The 18,977-nt window shown below is 66.9% G+C and carries 23 protein-coding genes and 1 tRNA gene; 13 read left to right on the top strand and 11 right to left on the bottom strand.

The window, feature by feature from the left end; all coding sequences use genetic code 11:
• Positions 1–4: 4 nt before the first annotated feature.
• From GV044_RS21640 to GV044_RS21625, 4 genes are all read right to left on the bottom strand, one after another.
• Positions 5–1,852 (bottom strand): ferrous iron transporter B, encoded by a 1,848-nt coding sequence (locus GV044_RS21640; protein ID WP_159874533.1) that lies wholly within the window; start codon positions 1,850–1,852, stop codon positions 5–7.
• 10 nt (positions 1,853–1,862) lie between these two features.
• Positions 1,863–2,102 carry a FeoA family protein gene (locus GV044_RS21635; protein WP_159874532.1) on the bottom strand — a complete coding sequence of 80 codons (240 nt, stop codon included), beginning with the start codon at positions 2,100–2,102 and terminating at the stop codon, positions 1,863–1,865.
• Positions 2,103–2,167: 65 nt separating this feature from the next.
• A complete protein-coding gene (locus tag GV044_RS21630) occupies positions 2,168–2,854 on the bottom strand; it encodes a COQ9 family protein (RefSeq protein ID WP_159874531.1) in 687 nt (228 codons plus the stop codon).
• 4 nt (positions 2,855–2,858) lie between these two features.
• Positions 2,859–3,497, bottom strand: a complete 639-nt coding sequence (locus GV044_RS21625; protein ID WP_371741667.1) for an ankyrin repeat domain-containing protein — start codon at positions 3,495–3,497, stop codon at positions 2,859–2,861.
• 100 nt (positions 3,498–3,597) lie between these two features.
• On the opposite strand from GV044_RS21625, the gene GV044_RS21620 reads away from it, so the two are divergent.
• From GV044_RS21620 to GV044_RS21595, 6 genes are all read left to right on the top strand, one after another.
• Positions 3,598–4,218 (top strand): SCO family protein, encoded by a 621-nt coding sequence (locus GV044_RS21620; protein WP_159874530.1) that lies wholly within the window; start codon positions 3,598–3,600, stop codon positions 4,216–4,218.
• A complete protein-coding gene (locus tag GV044_RS21615; RefSeq protein WP_159874529.1) occupies positions 4,206–4,709 on the top strand; it encodes a YcgN family cysteine cluster protein in 504 nt (167 codons plus the stop codon). The genes GV044_RS21620 and GV044_RS21615 overlap by 13 nt, the downstream gene beginning before the upstream one ends.
• Before the next feature lie 123 nt (positions 4,710–4,832).
• Positions 4,833–5,558 carry a M48 family metallopeptidase gene (locus GV044_RS21610; protein WP_159874547.1) on the top strand — a complete coding sequence of 242 codons (726 nt, stop codon included), beginning with the start codon at positions 4,833–4,835 and terminating at the stop codon, positions 5,556–5,558.
• A gap of 48 nt (positions 5,559–5,606) precedes the next feature.
• Complete coding sequence (locus tag GV044_RS21605) at positions 5,607–6,122, top strand: hypothetical protein (RefSeq protein ID WP_159874528.1); 516 nt, start codon at positions 5,607–5,609, stop codon at positions 6,120–6,122.
• Entirely contained in the window at positions 6,119–7,084 is a 966-nt protein-coding gene (ribD, locus tag GV044_RS21600) for a bifunctional diaminohydroxyphosphoribosylaminopyrimidine deaminase/5-amino-6-(5-phosphoribosylamino)uracil reductase RibD (protein ID WP_159874527.1), read from the top strand. The genes GV044_RS21605 and ribD overlap by 4 nt, the downstream gene beginning before the upstream one ends.
• A 10-nt stretch (positions 7,085–7,094) precedes the next feature.
• Entirely contained in the window at positions 7,095–7,712 is a 618-nt protein-coding gene (locus GV044_RS21595; protein ID WP_159874526.1) for a riboflavin synthase, read from the top strand.
• Here the strand turns inward: GV044_RS21595 and GV044_RS21590 are convergent.
• The 3 genes from GV044_RS21590 to GV044_RS21580 all read right to left on the bottom strand — a co-directional run bounded on the left by GV044_RS21590 (position 7,651) and on the right by GV044_RS21580 (position 10,370).
• The gene (locus GV044_RS21590) at positions 7,651–8,250 is read right to left on the bottom strand and encodes a GNAT family N-acetyltransferase (protein WP_159874525.1); all 600 of its coding nucleotides are present in this window, start codon (positions 8,248–8,250) and stop codon (positions 7,651–7,653) included. The genes GV044_RS21595 and GV044_RS21590 overlap by 62 nt on opposite strands.
• A 20-nt stretch (positions 8,251–8,270) precedes the next feature.
• Positions 8,271–9,449, bottom strand: coding sequence for an aromatic amino acid transaminase (locus GV044_RS21585; RefSeq protein WP_159874524.1), 1,179 nt, complete (start codon positions 9,447–9,449; stop codon positions 8,271–8,273).
• Positions 9,450–9,554: 105 nt separating this feature from the next.
• Complete coding sequence (locus tag GV044_RS21580) at positions 9,555–10,370, bottom strand: DUF1134 domain-containing protein (protein ID WP_236555172.1); 816 nt, start codon at positions 10,368–10,370, stop codon at positions 9,555–9,557.
• 258 nt (positions 10,371–10,628) lie between these two features.
• Between GV044_RS21580 and GV044_RS21575 the strand changes: the two genes are divergently transcribed.
• Both GV044_RS21575 and GV044_RS21570 read left to right on the top strand, forming a co-directional pair.
• Positions 10,629–10,720 (top strand) — tRNA-Ser (locus tag GV044_RS21575).
• Positions 10,721–10,881: 161 nt separating this feature from the next.
• Entirely contained in the window at positions 10,882–11,172 is a 291-nt protein-coding gene (locus GV044_RS21570) for a hypothetical protein (RefSeq protein ID WP_159874523.1), read from the top strand.
• A gap of 89 nt (positions 11,173–11,261) precedes the next feature.
• Here GV044_RS21570 and GV044_RS21565 read toward each other — a convergent pair whose 3' ends face one another.
• Positions 11,262–12,257, bottom strand: a complete 996-nt coding sequence (locus tag GV044_RS21565) for a 2Fe-2S iron-sulfur cluster binding domain-containing protein (RefSeq protein WP_159874522.1) — start codon at positions 12,255–12,257, stop codon at positions 11,262–11,264.
• Between the two features lie 69 nt (positions 12,258–12,326).
• On the opposite strand from GV044_RS21565, the gene GV044_RS21560 reads away from it, so the two are divergent.
• The 5 genes from GV044_RS21560 to GV044_RS21540 are packed head-to-tail and all read left to right on the top strand — an operon-like array spanning position 12,327 to position 16,203.
• Entirely contained in the window at positions 12,327–13,112 is a 786-nt protein-coding gene (locus GV044_RS21560) for a 2-keto-4-pentenoate hydratase (RefSeq protein WP_236555171.1), read from the top strand.
• Positions 13,113–13,138: 26 nt separating this feature from the next.
• A complete protein-coding gene (locus GV044_RS21555; protein WP_159874520.1) occupies positions 13,139–14,299 on the top strand; it encodes a Rieske 2Fe-2S domain-containing protein in 1,161 nt (386 codons plus the stop codon).
• Positions 14,300–14,310: 11 nt separating this feature from the next.
• Entirely contained in the window at positions 14,311–15,135 is an 825-nt protein-coding gene (locus tag GV044_RS21550; RefSeq protein WP_159874519.1) for an alpha/beta fold hydrolase, read from the top strand.
• A complete protein-coding gene (locus GV044_RS21545; RefSeq protein WP_159874518.1) occupies positions 15,132–15,389 on the top strand; it encodes a hypothetical protein in 258 nt (85 codons plus the stop codon). Before GV044_RS21550 ends, GV044_RS21545 begins: the two co-directional genes overlap by 4 nt.
• Before the next feature lies 1 nt (position 15,390).
• Positions 15,391–16,203 (top strand): protocatechuate 3,4-dioxygenase, encoded by an 813-nt coding sequence (locus tag GV044_RS21540; protein WP_159874517.1) that lies wholly within the window; start codon positions 15,391–15,393, stop codon positions 16,201–16,203.
• A gap of 245 nt (positions 16,204–16,448) precedes the next feature.
• Here the strand turns inward: GV044_RS21540 and GV044_RS21535 are convergent, their stop codons facing one another.
• The 3 genes from GV044_RS21535 to GV044_RS21525 form a co-directional block, all read right to left on the bottom strand.
• Positions 16,449–16,970 carry a cupin domain-containing protein gene (locus GV044_RS21535; protein ID WP_159874516.1) on the bottom strand — a complete coding sequence of 174 codons (522 nt, stop codon included), beginning with the start codon at positions 16,968–16,970 and terminating at the stop codon, positions 16,449–16,451.
• Positions 16,971–16,984: 14 nt separating this feature from the next.
• Positions 16,985–18,187: an NAD(P)/FAD-dependent oxidoreductase gene (locus tag GV044_RS21530; protein WP_236555170.1), complete on the bottom strand. Its 1,203-nt coding sequence runs from the start codon at positions 18,185–18,187 to the stop codon at positions 16,985–16,987.
• 87 nt (positions 18,188–18,274) lie between these two features.
• Complete coding sequence (locus GV044_RS21525; protein WP_159874514.1) at positions 18,275–18,967, bottom strand: GntR family transcriptional regulator; 693 nt, start codon at positions 18,965–18,967, stop codon at positions 18,275–18,277.
• Positions 18,968–18,977 lie beyond the last annotated feature (10 nt).

The following is an 18,977-nucleotide window of genomic DNA, read 5'->3' as shown; positions in this document are numbered from 1 at the left end:
GAGACTAGAGGCCGAGGGCGACGGCGCTCCAGTATGTGATTCCGGCGAAGATATAGGCAAGGCCGAACAGGTAAGCCAACATGAACGCCGGCCATTTCCACCCATTCGTTTCGCGGCGCGTCACCGCGATGGTCGACATGCACTGCGGTGCGAAGACGAACCACGCCAGGAAGGCCAGAGCCATCGGCAGGGTCCAGCGCGACTTGAGCTGGTCGCCCAGCGCCATCGCCTGCGCATCCTCATCGTCGGCCGGAGCCGCGACCGCGTAAGTCGTCGCCAGCGCGCTGACCGCCACCTCGCGCGCGGCCATCGCCGGGATCAGCGCCAGCGCCATGTCGCGATCGAAGCCGATCGGCTTGACGACGACCGCCAGGCCATTGGCAATCTTGCCCGCGATCGAGGCGTCGACCTGGTTCTGGCCTTCGCTCGCGCGGGGGAAGTTCAGCAACAGCCACAGCACGACCGTGACCATGAAGATGATCGTGCCCGCGCGGCGCAGGAAGATCCACGCGCGCTGCCACAGGCCGAGCAAGAGGTCCTTGGGCGCGGGCAGCTGGTACTTGGGCAGTTCCATGATGAAGCCGCTGGCCGCGCCCTTGGTCACGGAACTGCGCAGGATCAGCGCCACGACCATCGCGCCCAGGATGCCGGCGATGTAGAGCGCGAAGAGCACCAGGCCCTGCAGTCCGATGCCCGGCCCGACCGTGCGCTGTGGGATGAAGGCGGCGATGATCACCGCGTAGACCGGCAGGCGTGCCGAGCAAGTCATCAATGGCGCGATCAGGATCGTCGTCAGCCGGTCCTTGGGATCGGTGATGCTGCGAGTCGCCATGATGCCCGGAATGGCGCAGGCGAAGCTGGAGAGCAGCGGGATGAAACTGCGGCCCGACAGGCCGACCCGCGCCATCATCCGGTCCATCAGGAACGCGGCGCGGGCCATGTAGCCCGAGGCTTCCATCGCCAGGATGAAGAAGAACAGGATCACGATCTGCGGCAGGAACACGACGACCGCGCCGACGCCGGCAAGAATGCCGTCGGTCAGCAGATCACGCGCCAGGCTTGGTGGCACCGCGTCGTTGACGCCAGCGTTCAGCAGGTTGACGCCCGCTTCCAGTCCATCGGCGAACGGCGTCGCCCAGGCGAACACCGCCTGGAACACCACGAACAGCAGCGCGAACAGGATCAGCGGCCCGAGCCACGGATGGAGCAACGTGCGATCGAGCCGAGCGTGCAGGCGATGACGCTTCGATTCGGACAGGATCGCCGCATCCGCCATCGCGTGCGCCGCCACGCGTCGCTCGGTCATGGTCAGCTGAGTCAGGCCCGGCCCGGGATGGCGCAGCTCGGCATGGGCGACGGCTTCGGCAAGCTCGGTCAGGCCCCGCCGCCGCACAGCGACGGTGGGCACGACCTTGATGCCCAGGGCCTGCTCCAGCGCCACCGGATCTAGGACCAGTCCGTCGCGCTCGGCCAGGTCGACCATGTTGAGCGCCACCACCGTCGGCTTGCCCAGCGCGATGATCTCCTGGGCGAAGACCAGGTGCTGCTCCAGATTAGACGCGTCGAGCACCACGATCAGCGCGTCGGGCGCCGACTCGCCGGTGAATTCCCCGCGGATCACCTTGGCGGTGACTTCCTCGTCAGGGCTGGTCGGGTCCAGCGAGTAGGAGCCCGGCAGGTCGGTCATCTCGACCGGCTCGCCAGAAGGCAGCACCATGCGGCCCGACTTTCGCTCGACGGTGACGCCGGGATAGTTGGCGATCTTCTGGCGTGCGCCCGTCAGCGCATTGAACAGCGCGCTCTTGCCGGCGTTGGGATTGCCGACCAGCGCGATCTTGCGCGGCTTGCTCACGAGAGATGGCTCACAAGACTTCGACTTCCATCGCGGCCGCATGCGCCCGGCGCACCGCCACCGTCATGCGGCCGACTGCCAGTGCAATGGGGTCCGCGCCGCCGAATACACCGCGGTGACTGACCTTCACGCGAGCGCCGTCATCCAGCCCGAGTGCGCGCAGGCGGCGAGCCTCCTCGTCCACCAGCACGCTCCAGTCGACAGCCACGATCCGGGCGCTCTGTCCGGCGGGAAGGAGATCGAGAGTCATCATCGCCCGCTGCCAGATTGCGCAAGGTATTGCAACTGGTTCGCAATAACTGCGAGCGGAAATGGCTAGCGTGCGGGGTAGCGCAAGCGGCCTAGGAAGCGGGCCATGCTGAAGCGCTGCTCGGCCGGGCGCAGCAGCTGCGCCTTGGTCTTCTCGAAGCGCATGATGCCGTCGATCCGGCGGTCGAGGAAAGCACGGGTCTCCGCCTTGCCCGTGCTGTGATCATCGGCGAAGACGGCCAGGGTCGCGCCATAGACGCCCGCGAGGATCGTGCGCTTGGTATAGTGATTGTAGTCCGTCGCCACGTCGCCAGCGAGGCGCCACATCACGTCGGCGCTGCTCCAGCCGAGCTTGAGGGCCCGAGCCACGTTCTGCGGCATCGCCATGATCGCCATTGCCCGCGACAGCGCTTCTTCCTGCCCGGCGATCGCATCGAGCCGCGCGAGCACCAGTCGGCGAATCCGTTCCCGCACGGGCAGCGCGGCGACTTCGCTCCGCGGCAGCGCGCGTGCCATGGCGAGGTCCACGGAGCCGATCCAGGCGGCTATCATCTCCATCGCGCCGCCGCGAAATGCGTAAGCCGCAACGTCTGCGTCCACCCCGGCCTGCTCCGCCGCTGAGCGGACCGCCTCTGCGCTCCAGCCGTCGAACACGGCGGCATCGGCGATCAACGGTGCAAGGCGAAGGCGCAGGTCATCCAGCGACGTGTCGTGGTGGGGTTCGCTGCCCGAGATGGCGAGATCGGTGGTCATCGGTTCAGAGCGACGGGCCGTAGGTGGGCTTGTTGGCCTTGCTGGCGCCGGGCTTCGTTTCCGTCTTGATGGCGGAGAGCAACGCATTGTTCGGTCCGTCCAGTGTCGCGTAATCACGCGCGGATCGTCCGGAATTGTCGGCACGGTCGGGGTTGGCACCGGCCTGCAGCAGCAGCTTGGTCAGTTCGACATCGTGGCGGTGCACGGCGGAGATCAGCGGCGTCTCGCCCGCGTCGTTGGCGACTTCGGTGTTGGCCTGCCGACCAAGCAGCACGCCCACGCCATCGCGCCAGCCCAGGTTGATCGCGACCTGCAGCGGCGTGCGGCCCTGCCCGTCGCGAGCGTTCACGTTCGCGCCCTTCGCGACCAGGAACTGCAGCCAGGTAAGATCGCGGCGCGCGGTGACGACGTGCAGGGCCGATTCGCCGCTGGTCACGTCGCGGGTGTTGATGATCGTGCCGCCGCCGGACTGGAGCGCAGCTTCGACCTTCTCGCCCTCTTTCTTGCGTACCGCTTCGAGGAACTTGTACCCTTCGGAGAACTGGGCCTGCGCCGGAACCGAAAGACCGATCCCGCTTGCCACCATCGCGATCACCGCTGCCCGAACCATCCGTCCCGCACGCGATCCGCCAAGCTTCGACACTTCGTTGTTCCTTCGCATCTTTTTCGCGCGCCCGGTTTTGGAACAAGGGCGCACGAGTCCTGCCGCAGGGCTGCCCTTGCACCGGCGCGTTTAGCAGAGCATGAACCGCCGCGCCATGATCCATCGCCTCCTGTGTCTTGCCGCGCTCCTGATGAGCCCGCTTCTTCTTGCCGCCTGCAACTCTGGCGGTCAGCCCGCCGCCAACGAGCAGCGCCCGCCGTTGGAAGGCGCCGCGATCGGCGGTCCGTTCACGCTGATCGACAAGGACGGGAAGACGGTCACGTGGGACAGCTTCAAGGGCAAGTACCGCATCGTCTACTTCGGCTACACCTTCTGCCCCGACGCGTGCCCGCTTGACATGCAAGTGCTGATGAAGGGTTTCAGCGCGTTCGACCAGAGCAAGCCGGCGCTCGCGGCGAAGGTCCAGCCGATCTTCATCACCATCGACCCGACGCGCGATACGCCCGCGGTCGTCGGGCAGTGGACGGCCGCGTTCTCGCCCCGCCTGGTCGGTCTTACCGGCACGCCGGCCCAAGTGGCAGTGGCGGCCAAGGCCTTCGCCGCTTACTATAGCAAGGGCAAGGAGAGCTCAGGCGGATACCTCATGGACCACAGCCGCATCGCGTATCTCATGGACCCGGACGGCAAGCCGCTGGCCATGCTGCCGGTCGACAAGGGCGCCGACGCCGTCGCGGCGGAATTGGGCACATGGGTGAAATAGGCAGCTCCGAGTTTCGCGCGCAGTTCTGGGAGCGGCCGCTCGAGACGCTGAACAAGCGCGAGTGGGAGGCCTTGTGCGACGGTTGCGGCCAATGCTGCCTGCACAAGGTGGAGGACGCCGATACGGGCGAGGTCTACCACACCAATGTCGCCTGCAAGCTGCTCGACCTCAAGACCGCGCGCTGTTCCAGCTATGCCGACCGGCGCCGCTTCGTGCCCGACTGCATGCGGCTGACGGCGCGCAACTCCGGCTCGCTGGACTGGCTGCCGCAGACTTGCGCCTACCGCCTGCGCGCCGCGGGCGAGCCGCTGCCGGGCTGGCATTACCTCATCTCGGGCGACCGTGACGCAGTGCATCGCGCCGGTGTGTCGATCGTCGACCGGGTGGTCAGTGAGACCGTGGCCGGGCCGCTGGAGCAACACATCATCTGGCCGGATGGCATGGAAGGCTATGAGATCGAGTCCGAAGGCGATCCGTGGGACGTCGATTGATGGTAAGCGATGCCGCCACGCCTTTCTCATTCATAGCGACACCCGTAACAGGGTCAGCAGCGGCGACATTCTCGACATCCTGGCTGCAGCAAGCACATCCGAAACCTGGCCGGCTCGTCCGTGATGCTTGATTGGCTGCGGCGCGACCCGCGCGCTGTCCCGAGCCTCGCAGTGGCCGGACGCGAACTGCCCATCGTCGTACGCCGGCTGGACCGCGCGCGGCGGATGACCATGCGCCTATCTCCGGACGGCAGCGAGGTGCGCATCTCCATCCCGACCTGGGCGCGGACGGCCGAGGCGCTCGCCTTTGCCCGCTCCCGCCACGAATGGCTGGAGCGGCAACTGACGGCTCTGCCCACGAAATCGACGGTCGCCCCTGGCGCGACCATCCGCTTTCGCGGCGAAGCGCTGGCGATCCGGCACGAACCCGCCGCGCGGCGCCGCCCGGTCGTGGACGCAGGCATGCTCCTGATCGGCGGCCCCGAGACTGCCATCGAAGCGCGCGTGCGCCGCTGGCTCCAGGCCGAAGCGCGCGCGCTCCTGGCCAATGATCTGGAGCATTATTGCGCTCTTGCCGGACGCCCTACCTCCAGCCTGGCGCTATCGAACGCGGCCCGCCGCTGGGGCAGCTGTGCCGCGAACGGCGCGATCCGAATCAACTGGCGGCTGGTGATGGCTCCCGACGCTGTACGCCGCTCGGTGGTTGCTCACGAAGTCGCCCACCTCGTCCACTTCGACCACTCACCGGCTTTCCACGCGTGCCTCGATCGAATGTTCGAAGGCGATGTCGCCGCTGCCAACACCTGGCTCAAGCGCGAAGGGCGCGGGCTTTACCAGCCGTTCGGCTGACCGTTCCGGCAACTGGCGCCGGCCGCCGCGATGCCCTATCTTGGCGCCATGTCATTGTTCAAACGATCCGGAATGTGGGCGGACGTATCGCCCACCGGCATGATCGCCGATTTTCGCGAGGTCTGGCGCCAGGCGGGCGGCAACCGCTGGCGCTTCGCCGCTGTTGCCGCAGTTTGCACCTTCGGCGTGTTCTACGTGATGATGGGCCAGGAGGCGAGCGCGCCGCATCATCCGCCCAAGGTCACATACATCACCGTCTTTCCTGCGCATCGCACGGACGCCGAGATCGAGGCCTCGAACATCGCCAACCAGAAGCGCAAGGAGGCCTTGGCGCTCGATCGCGCACGGCGCGATGCCGATGTGCGCAACTTGTACAAGGAGCTCGGCCGCTGGTCGGGCATGGACGTCGACAAGATCGCGCGCGAAGCCGATGCCCAGAACGCCGCCGAGAAGAAGGCGGAGCTCGAAGCCATCCGCAAGCGCCGACAGGAAGCGAACGCGGAACTCGCGGCAGAGGGCAAGCCGACGGCCGCGCCTGCCGCCCCCGCTTCCCCACCGCAGTGACCGACGACCAGCGCTGGCTCGCTGCCGCGGCCAGCCTCGCCGCTCGCGCAAGGCCGCTCAGCCGACCCAATCCGGGTGTTGGCGCGATCATCGTCCGCGAGGGGAAAGTCGTCGCGCGCGGCTGGACGCAAGCCGGCGGTCGGCCGCATGCGGAGGCGATGGCACTCGAAGCTGCCGGCGAGGCAGCGCAGGGGGCGACGCTCTACGTGACGCTGGAACCCTGCGCGCATATCTCGGCGCGCGGACCGGCCTGTGCCGATCTGGTCTGCGCCTCCGGCCCGGCACGTGTCGTCGTAGGCTGCGCGGACCCCGACTCGCGCACCGCGGGGCAAGGTATCGCTCGGATCCGCGATGCCGGGATCAAGTGCGATCTGGTCACCTCCCCTGCCTGCAAGGAAAGTCTGTCGGGCTATCTCGTCCGCACCGGGCTGGGTCGCCCGGAGGTCACCCTCAAACTCGCGCTTTCACTTGACGGCTGCATCGCGCTGGCAAGCGGGGAAAGCCAGTGGATCACTGGAGAGGCCGCGCGCGCGCATACGCATGCCATGCGTGCGCGGGCCGACGCGATCCTGGTGGGCGGCGGGACGCTGCGCAGCGATGCCCCGCGCCTCGATGTGCGCCTGCCCGGACTTGCCGATCGATCGCCGCAGCGCTGGGTGTTGACGCGCGGGGTCGCTCCCGACGGCTGGCACGCCCTGAGTTCGCCCGATGCACTCAGGTCGATGATGGGCGTGCAGTACCTGTTCGTCGAAGGAGGCGCCGGCGCAGCGTCCGCGTTCCTGGCTGCGAACGCGGTCGATCGGTTGCTGATCTATCGCGCGCCGATCGTCATCGGTGGTGGCCGGCCGGGGATCGGCAACATCGGCCTAGCGACGCTGAGCACGGCGCACGGGCAGTGGCAACTCACCGATCGTCGGCAGCTTGGGCCCGACACGCTGGAAGTCTACGCACGCCGAGGCTAAGGCAGCATCCATGTTCACCGGCATCGTCACCGCCCTCGGCACCATTCGCGAAGCGCGCCAATCCGGCGACTTGCGTGCCGTCATCGCCTGCCCGTTCGATCCGGCAGGCATCGCCATGGGCGCCTCGATCGCCTGTTCGGGCGTGTGCCTGACCGTGGTCGACAAGGGCGGCACGGCGGGCGACGCATGGTTCGCCGTCGATATCTCGGGCGAGTCCGTCGCGCGTACCGTGCCGGGCCGCTGGCACGAAGGCACCACGCTGAACCTCGAGCCCGCGCTGAAGCTTGGCGACGAGCTCGGCGGCCACATCGTCACCGGCCATGTCGACGGGGTGGGCGAAGTGCTGGGCGTGTGCCCGGACGGCGACTCGCGCCGGATCGGCTTCGCCATCTCGCACGAACTGGCGCCTTACCTGGCGGCGAAAGGGTCCATCACCATCGACGGCGTCTCGCTCACCGTGAATGAGGTGACCGACCAGCCCGACGGCAGCTGCCACTTCGCGGTCAACATCATCCCCCACACCGCAGAGGTGACCACGCTCGGCACCTTGCAGCAAGGCGACAAAGTCAATCTGGAGATCGACGTGCTCGCCCGCTATCTCCAGCGGATGCAGAGCCTGCGCGGCTGAGCGGCCCCAACGCGAAGCTTTCGCGGGTGATCTCGAACACCACGTGGTGAACCATGACGCCGCAACGCTCGTACGTCGCACCTAGGCCGGGCACCAACTGCCCACCGATGTTGGCCATGGCACCGCGCGAGATCACGTTGTCAGCGCCCACCTGAAATTCGACCCGCTCGTAGTGTGCCAGCGCATGCGCGATCATCAGCCGCTTGAATTCGGCGTTGTAGCCCTTGCCCCAGTAGCTGCGCGCCAGGAACGACCAGCCGATCTCGATGGCTCCGGATAGCTTCGCGTCGCCCTCGCCACCGTAGCGAGAAGAGCCGATCAATGCGCCGGTCGCCTTGTCGACGATTGCCAGCGCGCCTCCGCCTGCGAGCGCGTCTTCGAAGAAGGCGCGGAACACCGGCTCCTGCCAGCGGTCGTGCGAGGGATGGCCAGCCCAGATCTCGCGATCGGACGCGATGGCGTAGAGCGCCGCCCAGTCCTCGCGAACAAGCGGGCGGAGCAGCAACCGCTCCCCATCGAGGATCGGCTGCCGGTCCATCTGGTACTCAGCCCCGATACTTAGGCGGCCACATCCGCCACCGCGGCGATGAACTTGTCGATGTTGCCCATCGTCAGCCCGGCCACGTTGATCCGGCCGGATGCCGCCATGTAGATGCCGTGCTTCTCACGCATCTCCAGCACCTGCTCCTTGCTGAGCGGCACAATGGAGAACAGGCCGTTCTGCCCGCCCATGGGCGTCAGATCGACCGCACCAGCGGTGCCGGCAGCGGCGAGCTTGGCGCGCACCTGGCGCATCCGCTCACGCATCTGGTCGAGTTCGTCCAGCCACTGCGCAGTGAGCGCTTCATCGGCCAGCACTTCGCGCACGGCGGCAGCGCCATGGTCCGGCGGCTGCGACCAGTTGGCGCGCGCCAGCACGTGCCCGTTCGACATCAAGCGCGGCAGGTCTTCGGGCACCGCGGCCATGACGTAGAGCGCGCCGACGCGGTCACGGTAGAGGCCGAAGTTCTTGTCGCACGAATAGCTAATCAACGCCTCGGGCACGGCCACCAGCACGCGGCGAACGCCATAGGCGTCCTCTTCCATGCCGTTGCCCAGACCCTGATAGGCGAGGTCGAGGATCGGCAGCACCTTGGCCTCGGCGACCAGGTGCGCAATTTCGTCCCACTCGGCGTGCGAGTAGTCGATGCCGGTGGGGTTGTGGCAGCAGCCGTGCAGCAGGATCGCGTCGCTGGCGCCGGCTTGCGCCAGAGCGCCGCGCAGCGCGTCCATATCGGTCTGGCCGGCAGCGGTGGCGTGATTGAATTCCACGACGGCGAGGCCAAGGTCGGCGCAGATCTGCGCATGGTTGGGCCAGCTTGGCACGCCGACGATGATGCGCTCGATCCCTGCGCGCTTCGCCATCGCGAGCGCCACGCGCAGCGATCCGGTCCCGCCGGGCGTCTGCATACCCTCGATGCGGCCGCCCATGTCGGCGGTATCCTTGCCGAACACGTAGGGCATCAGCGCCTCGACGAAGGCCATGTCGCCCTCAGGGCCGAGGTAGGCCTTGGAGTCCTGCTCCTCGAACAGCTTCTTCTCGGCCGCCTTGATCGCGGCGAACACAGGCGTGTCGCCCTGCCCGGTGCGATAGACGCCGACGCCGAGGTCGATCTTGTCGGCGCGCGGATCCGCGTTGTGGAGCTTGATGAGCGCCAGGAGCGCGTCGGCGGGCTGTTGCTTGAGGTTGCTGAGCATGGCGGGCGGGGCCTTACTGTGCACTGCCCCTTCCGGCAAGCCGCAGAGTGGCGGTTTTCCAGCGGAGGGGCGGCTGGCGGGCTTACCGCGCCTCTGCACCGAACCTCAGAACGGCAGCCACTTCTGCTCGTGCGTGAATTTCATGTAACCCGCGTTGATGCCCAGGCGCACGCCCGCGCCCATGCGGACGGGGATCAGCACCACGTTGCCGCGACGCATGTAGCTGACGTGGAAGCCGCCGATCAGGTAGGCTTGCCCCTCACCCGCCGGGAACCGCTTGTAGAGGTCCTCGGTGTCGTAGAGGTTGTAGACCAGCACGAAGGCGTTCGCCGCATTCAGGCCGGCGTCGAAGCCGATCGACGGCCCGGTCCAGTACACCGCGCGCGTGCCCTCCACCTTGTGGTGCATCGTGCCCGAGCCATAGCGCAGGCCCACACCGATGGCGCCCGAGCCCTCGCGCCCGACGATGTAGGCGTTGGGCTCGCCCTGCTTCTTCAGCAGATCCTCGATCAGGCTGGCAAGTCCTTGCGCGCCCTTCCCGAACACGCCCTCGGCCGCGCCGATCAGGTCGTCCTTGCGGTACGTGCTGCCCTGCGGCGTGTTCGCCTCAGTACCGATCGACTGCGGACTCCAATCGTCCACCGAAGCCGGCGGCTCGCTCGTCGTCGTCGCGGGAGCGCCCGATGTCGTATCCACCGGCGTGCCGTTGCCGGAAGTGCCCGCCGAGCTCGTCGGCGCTGGATAATCGCGCGTCGGCGCTGGTGCCGATGTGTTCTGGCCGGGCGAGAGATCGCCGTCGATCGCGGCATCGGGATCGACCGAGCGCACTTGCGCCATAGCCGGCGTTCCGAGCGCCATCGAGGCAAGCCCCAATGCCGCAACGGCGCGGGCCCAGCGTGATCGTAACGTCAAGATGTTCATGGCCTTCGCAAACCCCTCCCGCGCCCATGGCCGGCGCACGCGACGTATCGGCAATCGCCTTTGGTCGCACCCAACCGTTGGTAAACGAGATCGCGGCTGATCGAACAATGAACGGGCGATTGGCCGACTCCGTTTTGCGACCAACCGAAGGCGGAGCAAGGACAGACGGAAATGTGCCCATGAATGCCGGAGCACGCCTGCACCCCCCTTGCCGCCCTCCACCTCCCTCGCTATAGCCGCGCCCTCAAGGCCGCATCCGGAGACGTGGGTGAGTGGCTGAAACCAGCGGTTTGCTAAACCGTCGTGCTCTTAAGGGGGCACCCCGGGTTCGAATCCCGGCGTCTCCGCCAGCGCCTGTTCCGGCCCGTCCTGAACATTCGGCGCCTGTCAGCCATCGCTCGCGATACTACATTGACGCTCCAGAGCGCGCCGCGTTTCATCGTGCTGCCACTCCGTCCGGAGCCGATACTTCTCGACCGCGTTAGTCCTCAGGGACAGCAAGGAACGCGCGATGGAAATCATCAGACTACCGATCGGCAAGCAGGCCCCCGTCGATGTCGACTGCATCCGGATCGAAGAACAGCCGGGCGGGAACTACAAGCTGACCGCATCGGCGTTGTGCTCGCAGGACAATGACGACGAATCGGTGTCGGTCATCGACACGCAACTTTTCGCCACCGCCCAGGAAGCGGAAGCGACCGGCGTGGCGTGGGCCGAGGATATTGGCGTCAGCCGCCTGTTCGTCGGCACGGGCACTCTGGACCATCCGCTGGAACTGCTTGAGATCGACCGACCTCTTTAGAGCAGCGGACGCAAAGTCCGTCGGCATGCCGGAGGTGACCGTCCCGAGCAGTACCTGACAGCTCGTTGCTCACAGGCGCCGGTCCCGCCTCAGCCGCCGACGGCGAATCGTTCGGCGCGGATGCGTTCGGGACCGACCCCTTCGGCGCGCAAGGCCGCGCGTGCGGCATCCACCATCGCCGGGGGGCCGCACAAGTGATAGCTCGATCCCGCGACCGGATCGCCCGCGAGCAGCGCCACGGCCGTGCCCGCGCGGATGGTGCCCGAGGCGCCTTCCATCAGCGCCACGCGCACCTCCAGGCCCGGCGTCGCTGCCTCGAGCGCGCGCAGCTCGTCATGGAGGAACAGCTCCTCTGGCCGCGTGCAGCCGAAGCACAGCAGCATCGGCAGCCGCCCGGCATGGGCGCGGATCATCGCCATGGCCGGCGCGAGTCCGGTTCCGCCCACGACGAACACCGCGCGGCCGGTCCGGTCGTCGAGCGCAAATCCGCCAAGCGGCCCTTGCAGGGTCATCGTCGCCCCGGGGATTGCAGCGTCCCCGTCGAGCCATCCGCTGACCTGCCCGCCGGGGACATGGCGGATCAGCAATTCGACGAGCGGAAGCGAGGCCGGCGATGAAGCGATCGAGTAGGCACGTGCTACACGCAGGCCAGGCGGGCGCAGCCGCAAGTATTGGCCCGGCTGGAAGCGGAAAGCGTCCGGATCGTCCACCCGCATCACCAGCCGTGACACCGTCGTCGCTACACGCTCGCTCGACACCAGTTCTGCGCGCATGCGCGTCGGCGGACTGGGGCAAGGATCGAGTGGGTAATCGAGTTCGAACCGCGCGTCCGAGCCCAGGCGGGTCAGGCAGGTCGGGTAGATGCCTGCCGCCGCCTCGTCTTCGCTGACGATCGACTGATCCATTGGGTCGCGCGTCACTTCGCCGCGCAGCAGCCGCCCGACGCATGAGCCGCAGGTGCCGCTCATGCAGTCAGACCGCAGCGGCGCCTCGGCTTCGAGCGCGGCTTCGACCAGCGTTCGCCCCTCGGGAACATCGAGTTCGAACGATCCGCCATCCTGGAACTGCAACGTGGCGCGAAACATCGTGAACTTCCTCCTCGACAAGCAGGGTGAATGTTTGTCATACGATCATATCGAATACAGGGGAAGAGCGTGAACGAATCTGTTGCTTCACAATCGTCTGCGAATATCGCCCGGCGCCTTGCCGAGGCATACCAAGGCCAGCCGATCGCGCCTGTTGCGGAAGGCCTGGCGGATATCGCGCAGGCCTATGAAGTGCAGTTGCTGCAGATCGGGGGACGGCTTGCGGCAGGTCGCCGCGTAGTGGGTCGCAAGATCGGGCTGACCTCGCCCGCAGTGCAGCGCCAGCTCGGCGTCGACCAGCCGGACTTCGGCCATCTCACCGACGACATGGTCTTCGGCGACAATGCGGTGCTCGATCATGCCGACTTGCGCCAGCCGCGGATCGAGGCCGAAGTCGCGCTGATCCTGGGTGCCGACCTCGATATGGCGAACGCCACGGTGGCCGACGTGATCGCCGCGACCGCTTACGCGGTGCCCTCGCTCGAAGTGGTCGCCAGCCGCATCGCCGATTGGAAGATCGGCATTCTCGACACCGTGGCGGACAATGCCTCGGCTGGACTGGTCGTGTTGGGCGGACCGGCGCGGCGCCTCGATGGACTGGACCTGGCGAACTGCGCGATGACCATGACGATCAACGGGGAGACCGTTTCGCAAGGCCATGGCCGCGATTGCCTGGGCAGCCCGCTCAATGCCGCGGCCTGGCTGGCGCGCACCAGCCACGCACTCGGCCATCCATTGTGCGCGGGCGAGGTCATCCTGACCGGAGCGCTGGGCCCGATGCGCCCCGTCTCTCCCGGCGACGCGGTGCACGCCACCATCGAGGGTCTTGGCACTGTCGCCACCTCCTTCCGCTGAAAATCCTACCTTCCGAGGACACTACGATGAACGAAGAGCCGCTGGTCAATCCCGAAGTCGTCAGCATGGTCGGCGATTGGAAGGGCTATGTCGAAGCCAAGCTGGGCTTCCGCAATCACTGGTACCCGGTGCGCTTTTCCAAGGAGCTGGGCGAGGGCCAGCTGGAAGTCATCGAGCTGCTGGGCGAGCGGCTGCTGCTCAAGCGGATCGAGGGCAAGGTCTACGCCATGCGCGACCGCTGCCTGCATCGCGGCGTGCCGCTGTCGAAGAAGCCCGACTGCTACACCAAGGACACGATCACCTGCTGGTACCACGGCTACACCTACCGGTTTCAGACCGGTGAGCTGGTCAACATCCTGGCGGTGCCGGAGAGCAAGCTGATCAACCGCCGCAAGATCGTCACCTACCCGGCCACCGAGGCGAAGGGCCTGATCTTCGTGTTCCTGGGCGACGCGGACGAGCTGCACGACCTTGCCAAGGACGTGCCGCCCGGCTTCCTCGACGATGACGTCATGATCCTGGGCAAGCACCGCGTCGTGAACTCAAACTGGCGCCTGGGCGCGGAGAACGGCTTCGACGCGCTGCACATCTTCATCCACAAGGACACGACGCTCCGCCACTTCCGCACCTTCAACTTTCCGATCGGCCACACGCCGCTGCCTGGCGCAGTGCAGCTGATCGAGGAGGAGGACGGCCCCAAGGGCGTGATGGACGACTTCGCGCAGCACAAGCCCGTCTGGGACGGCGTGATCGATGGCGAGATCGTGGTCAGCGGACCGCGCTCGGCACAGGTGCAGGGGACTTCGGCTTCGGTTGGGACCTCGATCTGGCTGCCCGGCGTACTCAAGGTGGACAGCTTTCCGACCGGCGGGCTGACGCAATTCGAGTGGTACGTGCCGCTCGATGCCGACCGCCACCTCTACGTGCAGACGATCGGCAAGCACTGCCCGACGCCCGCGGACGAGGTGAACTTCGCCAACGAGTTCGAAGCGACGTGGAAGCCTCACGCGCTCGACGGCTTCAACGGCGACGACATCTGGGCGCGCGAAGTGACCGAGCCGTTCTACGCCGACGACTACGGCTGGGTGGACGAGATGCTGTGCGAGCCGGACGAGACGATCCTCGCCTGGCGCCGCCTCGCCAGCCGCCATGGTCGCGGCATCCAGCAGAAGATCGATCTGCGCTGAGGAGCACGGGCATGGAGATCACTTCGAACTTCGTCGACGCGAATGGCGTGCGCACCCACTACCTGGAGGCGGGCGAAGGTCCGCCGCTGGTGCTGGTGCACGGCGGCGGCGCTGGCGCGGACAGCTGGGGCAACTGGAAGGACTGCTTCGCGCATTTCGCGCCCCATTTTCGGGTGATCGCGCCCGACATGATCGGCTTCGGCAAGACCGACAAGCCATCACCGGAAAGCTACGTCTACGACCAGCCCGGCCGCAACCGCCACATGGCCGACTTCCTCGACGCTATGGGCCTCACCGGCGTGGCGATCGTCGGCAACTCGATGGGTGGTGCGACCGCGATCGGCGTGGCGTTGGACCGGCCAGAGCTGCTCTCGGCTTTGGTGCTGATGGGCAGCGCCGGTCTGCCGATCCCACCCAAGCCCTCGCCCAACCTGGCGGCGACCCTGCACTACGACTTCACGCGCGAGGGCATGCGCCGCGTCATCGTCGGCCTCACCGCGCCCGGCTACGAGCCTCAGGGCGAGATGGTGGAGTACCGCTACCAACTGCTCGAGGACGAGGCAGCCAAGGCGGCGCTGGAGGCAGTGAACGCCGAGACACGCAAGGGCACGCTGAACTACGACGAGGAACGCCTGACCACGATCACCCAGCCGGTGCTGGTGGTGAACGGCAAGCAGGACGGCGTCTCGATCCTGCCGCGCGCCTATCGCTTCCTGGAGCTGCTGCCCAACAGCTGGGGCTACATCGTCCCCCATTGCGGCCACTGGGCGATGATCGAGCAGACCGAGGACTTCTGCGGCGCAGTGCTGCGCTTCCTCGGCAAGCCGGCGGCATGAGCGTCGCCGTCCACGCCTTGATCGAGCATCTGGTACGCCATCCCGAAGACCGGGCCCTGGTGAAGTCGGAACCGGATGCGCTGTTCGACAGGTTTCAAGTGCCGGAGGATGAGCGCACGGTGCTCCTGACAGGCAGCCGCGACGAGATCTCGCAGCTGGGCGTGCACGGCAACTACGTCATCAAGTGGCTGATCTGGTCGGGGCGGCCGACCATGCCGTTCTTCGCCATCAGCCACTTCTTCGACCGGAGATAACATGGGCCAGATCGTTGGCGCCTTCGCGATGTCGCACCAGCTCGGTAGCCCTGAGGGGGTCGACGAGCAGTCCGAGCGCGTGTTCCAGGGCATGCGCGAGATCGGCCGGCGCATCCGGGCGCTGGAGCCCGACGTGCTGGTGGTGGTGTCCAGCGATCACCTCAACAACTTTAGCCTGGGGGCGCCGGCGCCCTTCGCGGTTGGCACGGCGGAGACCTTTCACCCGCTCGGCGACATGGGCCTGCCGCGCGATCCCGTCCCCGGCGCGCCTGAGTTTGCCACGGGGCTGCTGACTTTCGCAGACGCGCAGGGTGTCGAGATCTCGGCCGCCGAGGACATCCAGCCCGACCATGGCGTGATGATCCCACTCGGGATCGTCGATCCCGCGCGCAGCATTCCGGCAGTGCCGCTCTACGTGAACACCGTGTTCTATCCCGAGCCCAGCCCGGCACAGTGCCGCGAACTGGGTGAAGTCCTGCGCGCTTATGTGAACCAACTGCCGGGCGAGCAGAGGGTGGTCGTGCTCGGCGCAGGCGGACTGTCGCACTGGGTCGGCATGCCGGGCGAAGGCACGATCAACGAGCCTTGGGACCAGGCCTTCCTCGCCGAAGTGCTGGCCGGTGACCTGTCGGCCATGGCAGCGCGCGACAATGCCGAAATCCTTGAGGTCGCCGGCAATGGTGGGCTGGAGATCAACGCCTGGATCGTCGCTGCAGCAGCGGCCGGTGGCGCTGGCGGCGAAGCGGTGTTCTACGAGGCGATGCCGACCTGGGCGACAGGCATGGCGGGCGTGGAGCTAAAGGTCGCAGGCTGACCTCTTCCCTCTCCGTTCGGTCGACACAGGGATGCGGGCGGAGAGCGCGCACACCTAACCTACCTTCGTCGACCCCACGAGGGCGGATCTATCCCTGGCGCTCTCGAACAGGCTGACGGTGAAGTGAGGCGAACTTATGCGGCGCGCTCAGCTTGGGCAGCAGCGCGCGACGAACCAATGATCCAGGCGATGGATTCGGCTTCGCGGGACTGACGGAGTACGGGTGTGACAGGGACGCCCCCACCTCAGAGATGCGCCTCACGCTTCTCGAACAGCGCCTGGTCGGCAAATCCCGCGACCTCCGGCTTGCCGCGCCCCAGAACCACCTGCAAGTAACACGGCTCATCGGTATCGTTCTGATAGCCATGGATCACGCCGGGCGGGCACGAGATTAGCTCCCACGGGCCCAGCTCCTTCGAAAGCCGGGTGCCCGCCTCGTCCTCGACGAACACCGTGCAGCGGCCCTGGAGGATGAAGAACACCTCCTCCACCTCATGCGTGTGGGCGGCGTTGCCTTGCCCAGGCGGCACCAGCATGATCGAAAGCGTGAAGTTGCCCGCGGGCACCACGCTGCCATCGTCGTGCTTGCCCGAGGCACCCGCGCCGATGAAGCGGTGCTGTGCGCGGTGATAGCCTTCGATGCTGGCGTCGGAGAACGCGTTCCAGTCCGGCACCCGATCCGCAAAGCGGGCGACGTAGCGGTCCATGATCTGCTCGAGCGACCAGTCGGCGATCTCGGCGGGGCGGGCGTGGCGGGCGGTCTGCATGGCGAGGGCTCCGGTCAGAGAGTGGCTTCGGCGGCGGCGTAGCTGTCGATCATGCAGGCGCGCCGGATGAAGGCGTCGTGCAAGTCCTGCGTGGCCGACGCATGCGCGATCTCGGCCAGCTTGGCCGCGCGGATGGCCGGGTCCTTCTCGCCCAAGGTCTGCTTGTTGGCGATGCTCTGCGCCTGCACGCCGTCGACCTGCGCCTTGCGCCGCTGACGGCTGTAGCGGTCGAGCAGTGGCTCGGCCTCGGCGCCGTGGTGCAGGATCATCGACAGCTTCTCTGCCAGGTTCATCGCGTCGTGGATGCCGCCGTTCATGCCCATGCCGCCGACCGGATTGTTGACGTGCGCAGCGTCTCCCGCCAGCAGCACCCGCCCCTCGTTGAAGGTCGCGGCGATCCGCTGGTGCACGTTGTAGAGCGCCACGGTGACGATCTCGTAGGTGCCGGGCTTGGGGCAGAACTTCTGCAGCCGCGCCTCGATAGCCGCGGGCGAGAGCAGGTCCTCGTCCGCCTGCTCAGGTAGCGTCGGGCTGACTGCGCGCCACATGCCCGACCCGTCCTCGCCCCGCGCCTTGAACAGGTTCATCCACTCGTCCGGATCGGAGAAGTAGTTGCGGTTGCTGATCTTGGGGCCGAGCGTGGTGAAGTCGTGGCGGGTATCGATCTTGATGAACCGCTCGGGCCAGGTAAAGCCCTCGAAGTCGATGCCAGACAGCTTGCGCACGGTGCTGCGCCCGCCGTCGCAACCGACCACGTAGGGCGCGTCCAGCTGCTCGGTCGATCCATCGCCGCGCCGCACGGTGGCGATCACGCGGTCGGCCTGCTGCTCGAGACCCAGCAGCGTGGTCTCGCGCAGGATCTGAGCCTCTGGGTCCGCCGCAAGCCGTTCCGCGACCGTGTCGGCGATCTTGTACTGCTCCCACTGGAGCACGTAGGCATGCTCGGGGGGCGACTGCATCTCGGGCAACGCAAAGCGGCCGACCTGCTCGCCCGTGACCCGGTCGAGGTAGTGGAACACGGGCGAAACCAGCCCCTGCTCCAGCCCATCGTCCAGCAGCCCGAGCCGGTCCAGGATCGCGATCGTGGGCGGATGGCAAGAGGCGGCGCGGCAGTCGCGCTCCGGCGCGGCGAGCTGGTCGATCAGCAGCACGGGCACGCCCTGCTGCCGCAGCGCCAGGGCCAGGATCGATCCCACCGGCCCGGCGCCGATGATCATCACACGTTGTAAAGCAGCCGCTCGCGTCGTCGTCATGCACCCAGACTAACGAGCTTAGTTTGTATGACAATCATAAAATCATACAAGCTAAGCTCCGGCGGTTTGCAGCTCCTGCTTGCGCAAGCTGGCGACGATCGCATCGCGTGAATTGCGGATGTGCTCACCCAGCGTCTCGGCGGCGCGATCCGCATTGCCCGCCGCCACGGCATCGACGATCGCTTCCCACTCCTCGAGCCCGGCTTCGACGCGTTTGGGCTGTCCCATCGAGACCAGGCGCAAGTAGCTGACGCGCTTCAGCAATTGCCGGCCCGTCTCCTGCACGACCTTGCTGCGCGAACCGTCCAGGATCTCTTCGTAGAAGGTCCCGGCCATTTCCGAGAGCGCCGGCAGATCGCCCTTTCCGGCATACTTCACGATCGCCTTGTAGGCGGACTGTAGCCGCTTGAGCACCTTGGCGTCGTCATGTTCGACCAGGCGGCGGATCGCGATGGTCTCGGTCATCTCGCGCAGCGTATAGATGTCGAACGCGTCTTCGGCACTCAGCACCGAGACGATGATGGATCGGCGTGCGCCGGTCTCGATCAGGCCCTCGGACTGCAGCTGGCGCATCGCCTCGCGCACTGAAGTACGGCTGACGCCCAGCGCATCGCACAGTTCCCGCTCTACTAGCCGCGTTCCAGGCTTGTAGAGACCGGTGGCGATGGCGGTGCGCATCTTCTCTAGCGCATGCTCACGAACCAGCGTGGGATTAGCCACGATGCGAAGATCTTCAACGTTCAACTTGACCTCT

It is taken from the genome of Novosphingobium sp. 9U (assembly GCF_902506425.1).
Lineage (GTDB): Bacteria > Pseudomonadota > Alphaproteobacteria > Sphingomonadales > Sphingomonadaceae > Novosphingobium.
This window is presented reverse-complemented; position numbering and strand designations above follow the sequence as displayed.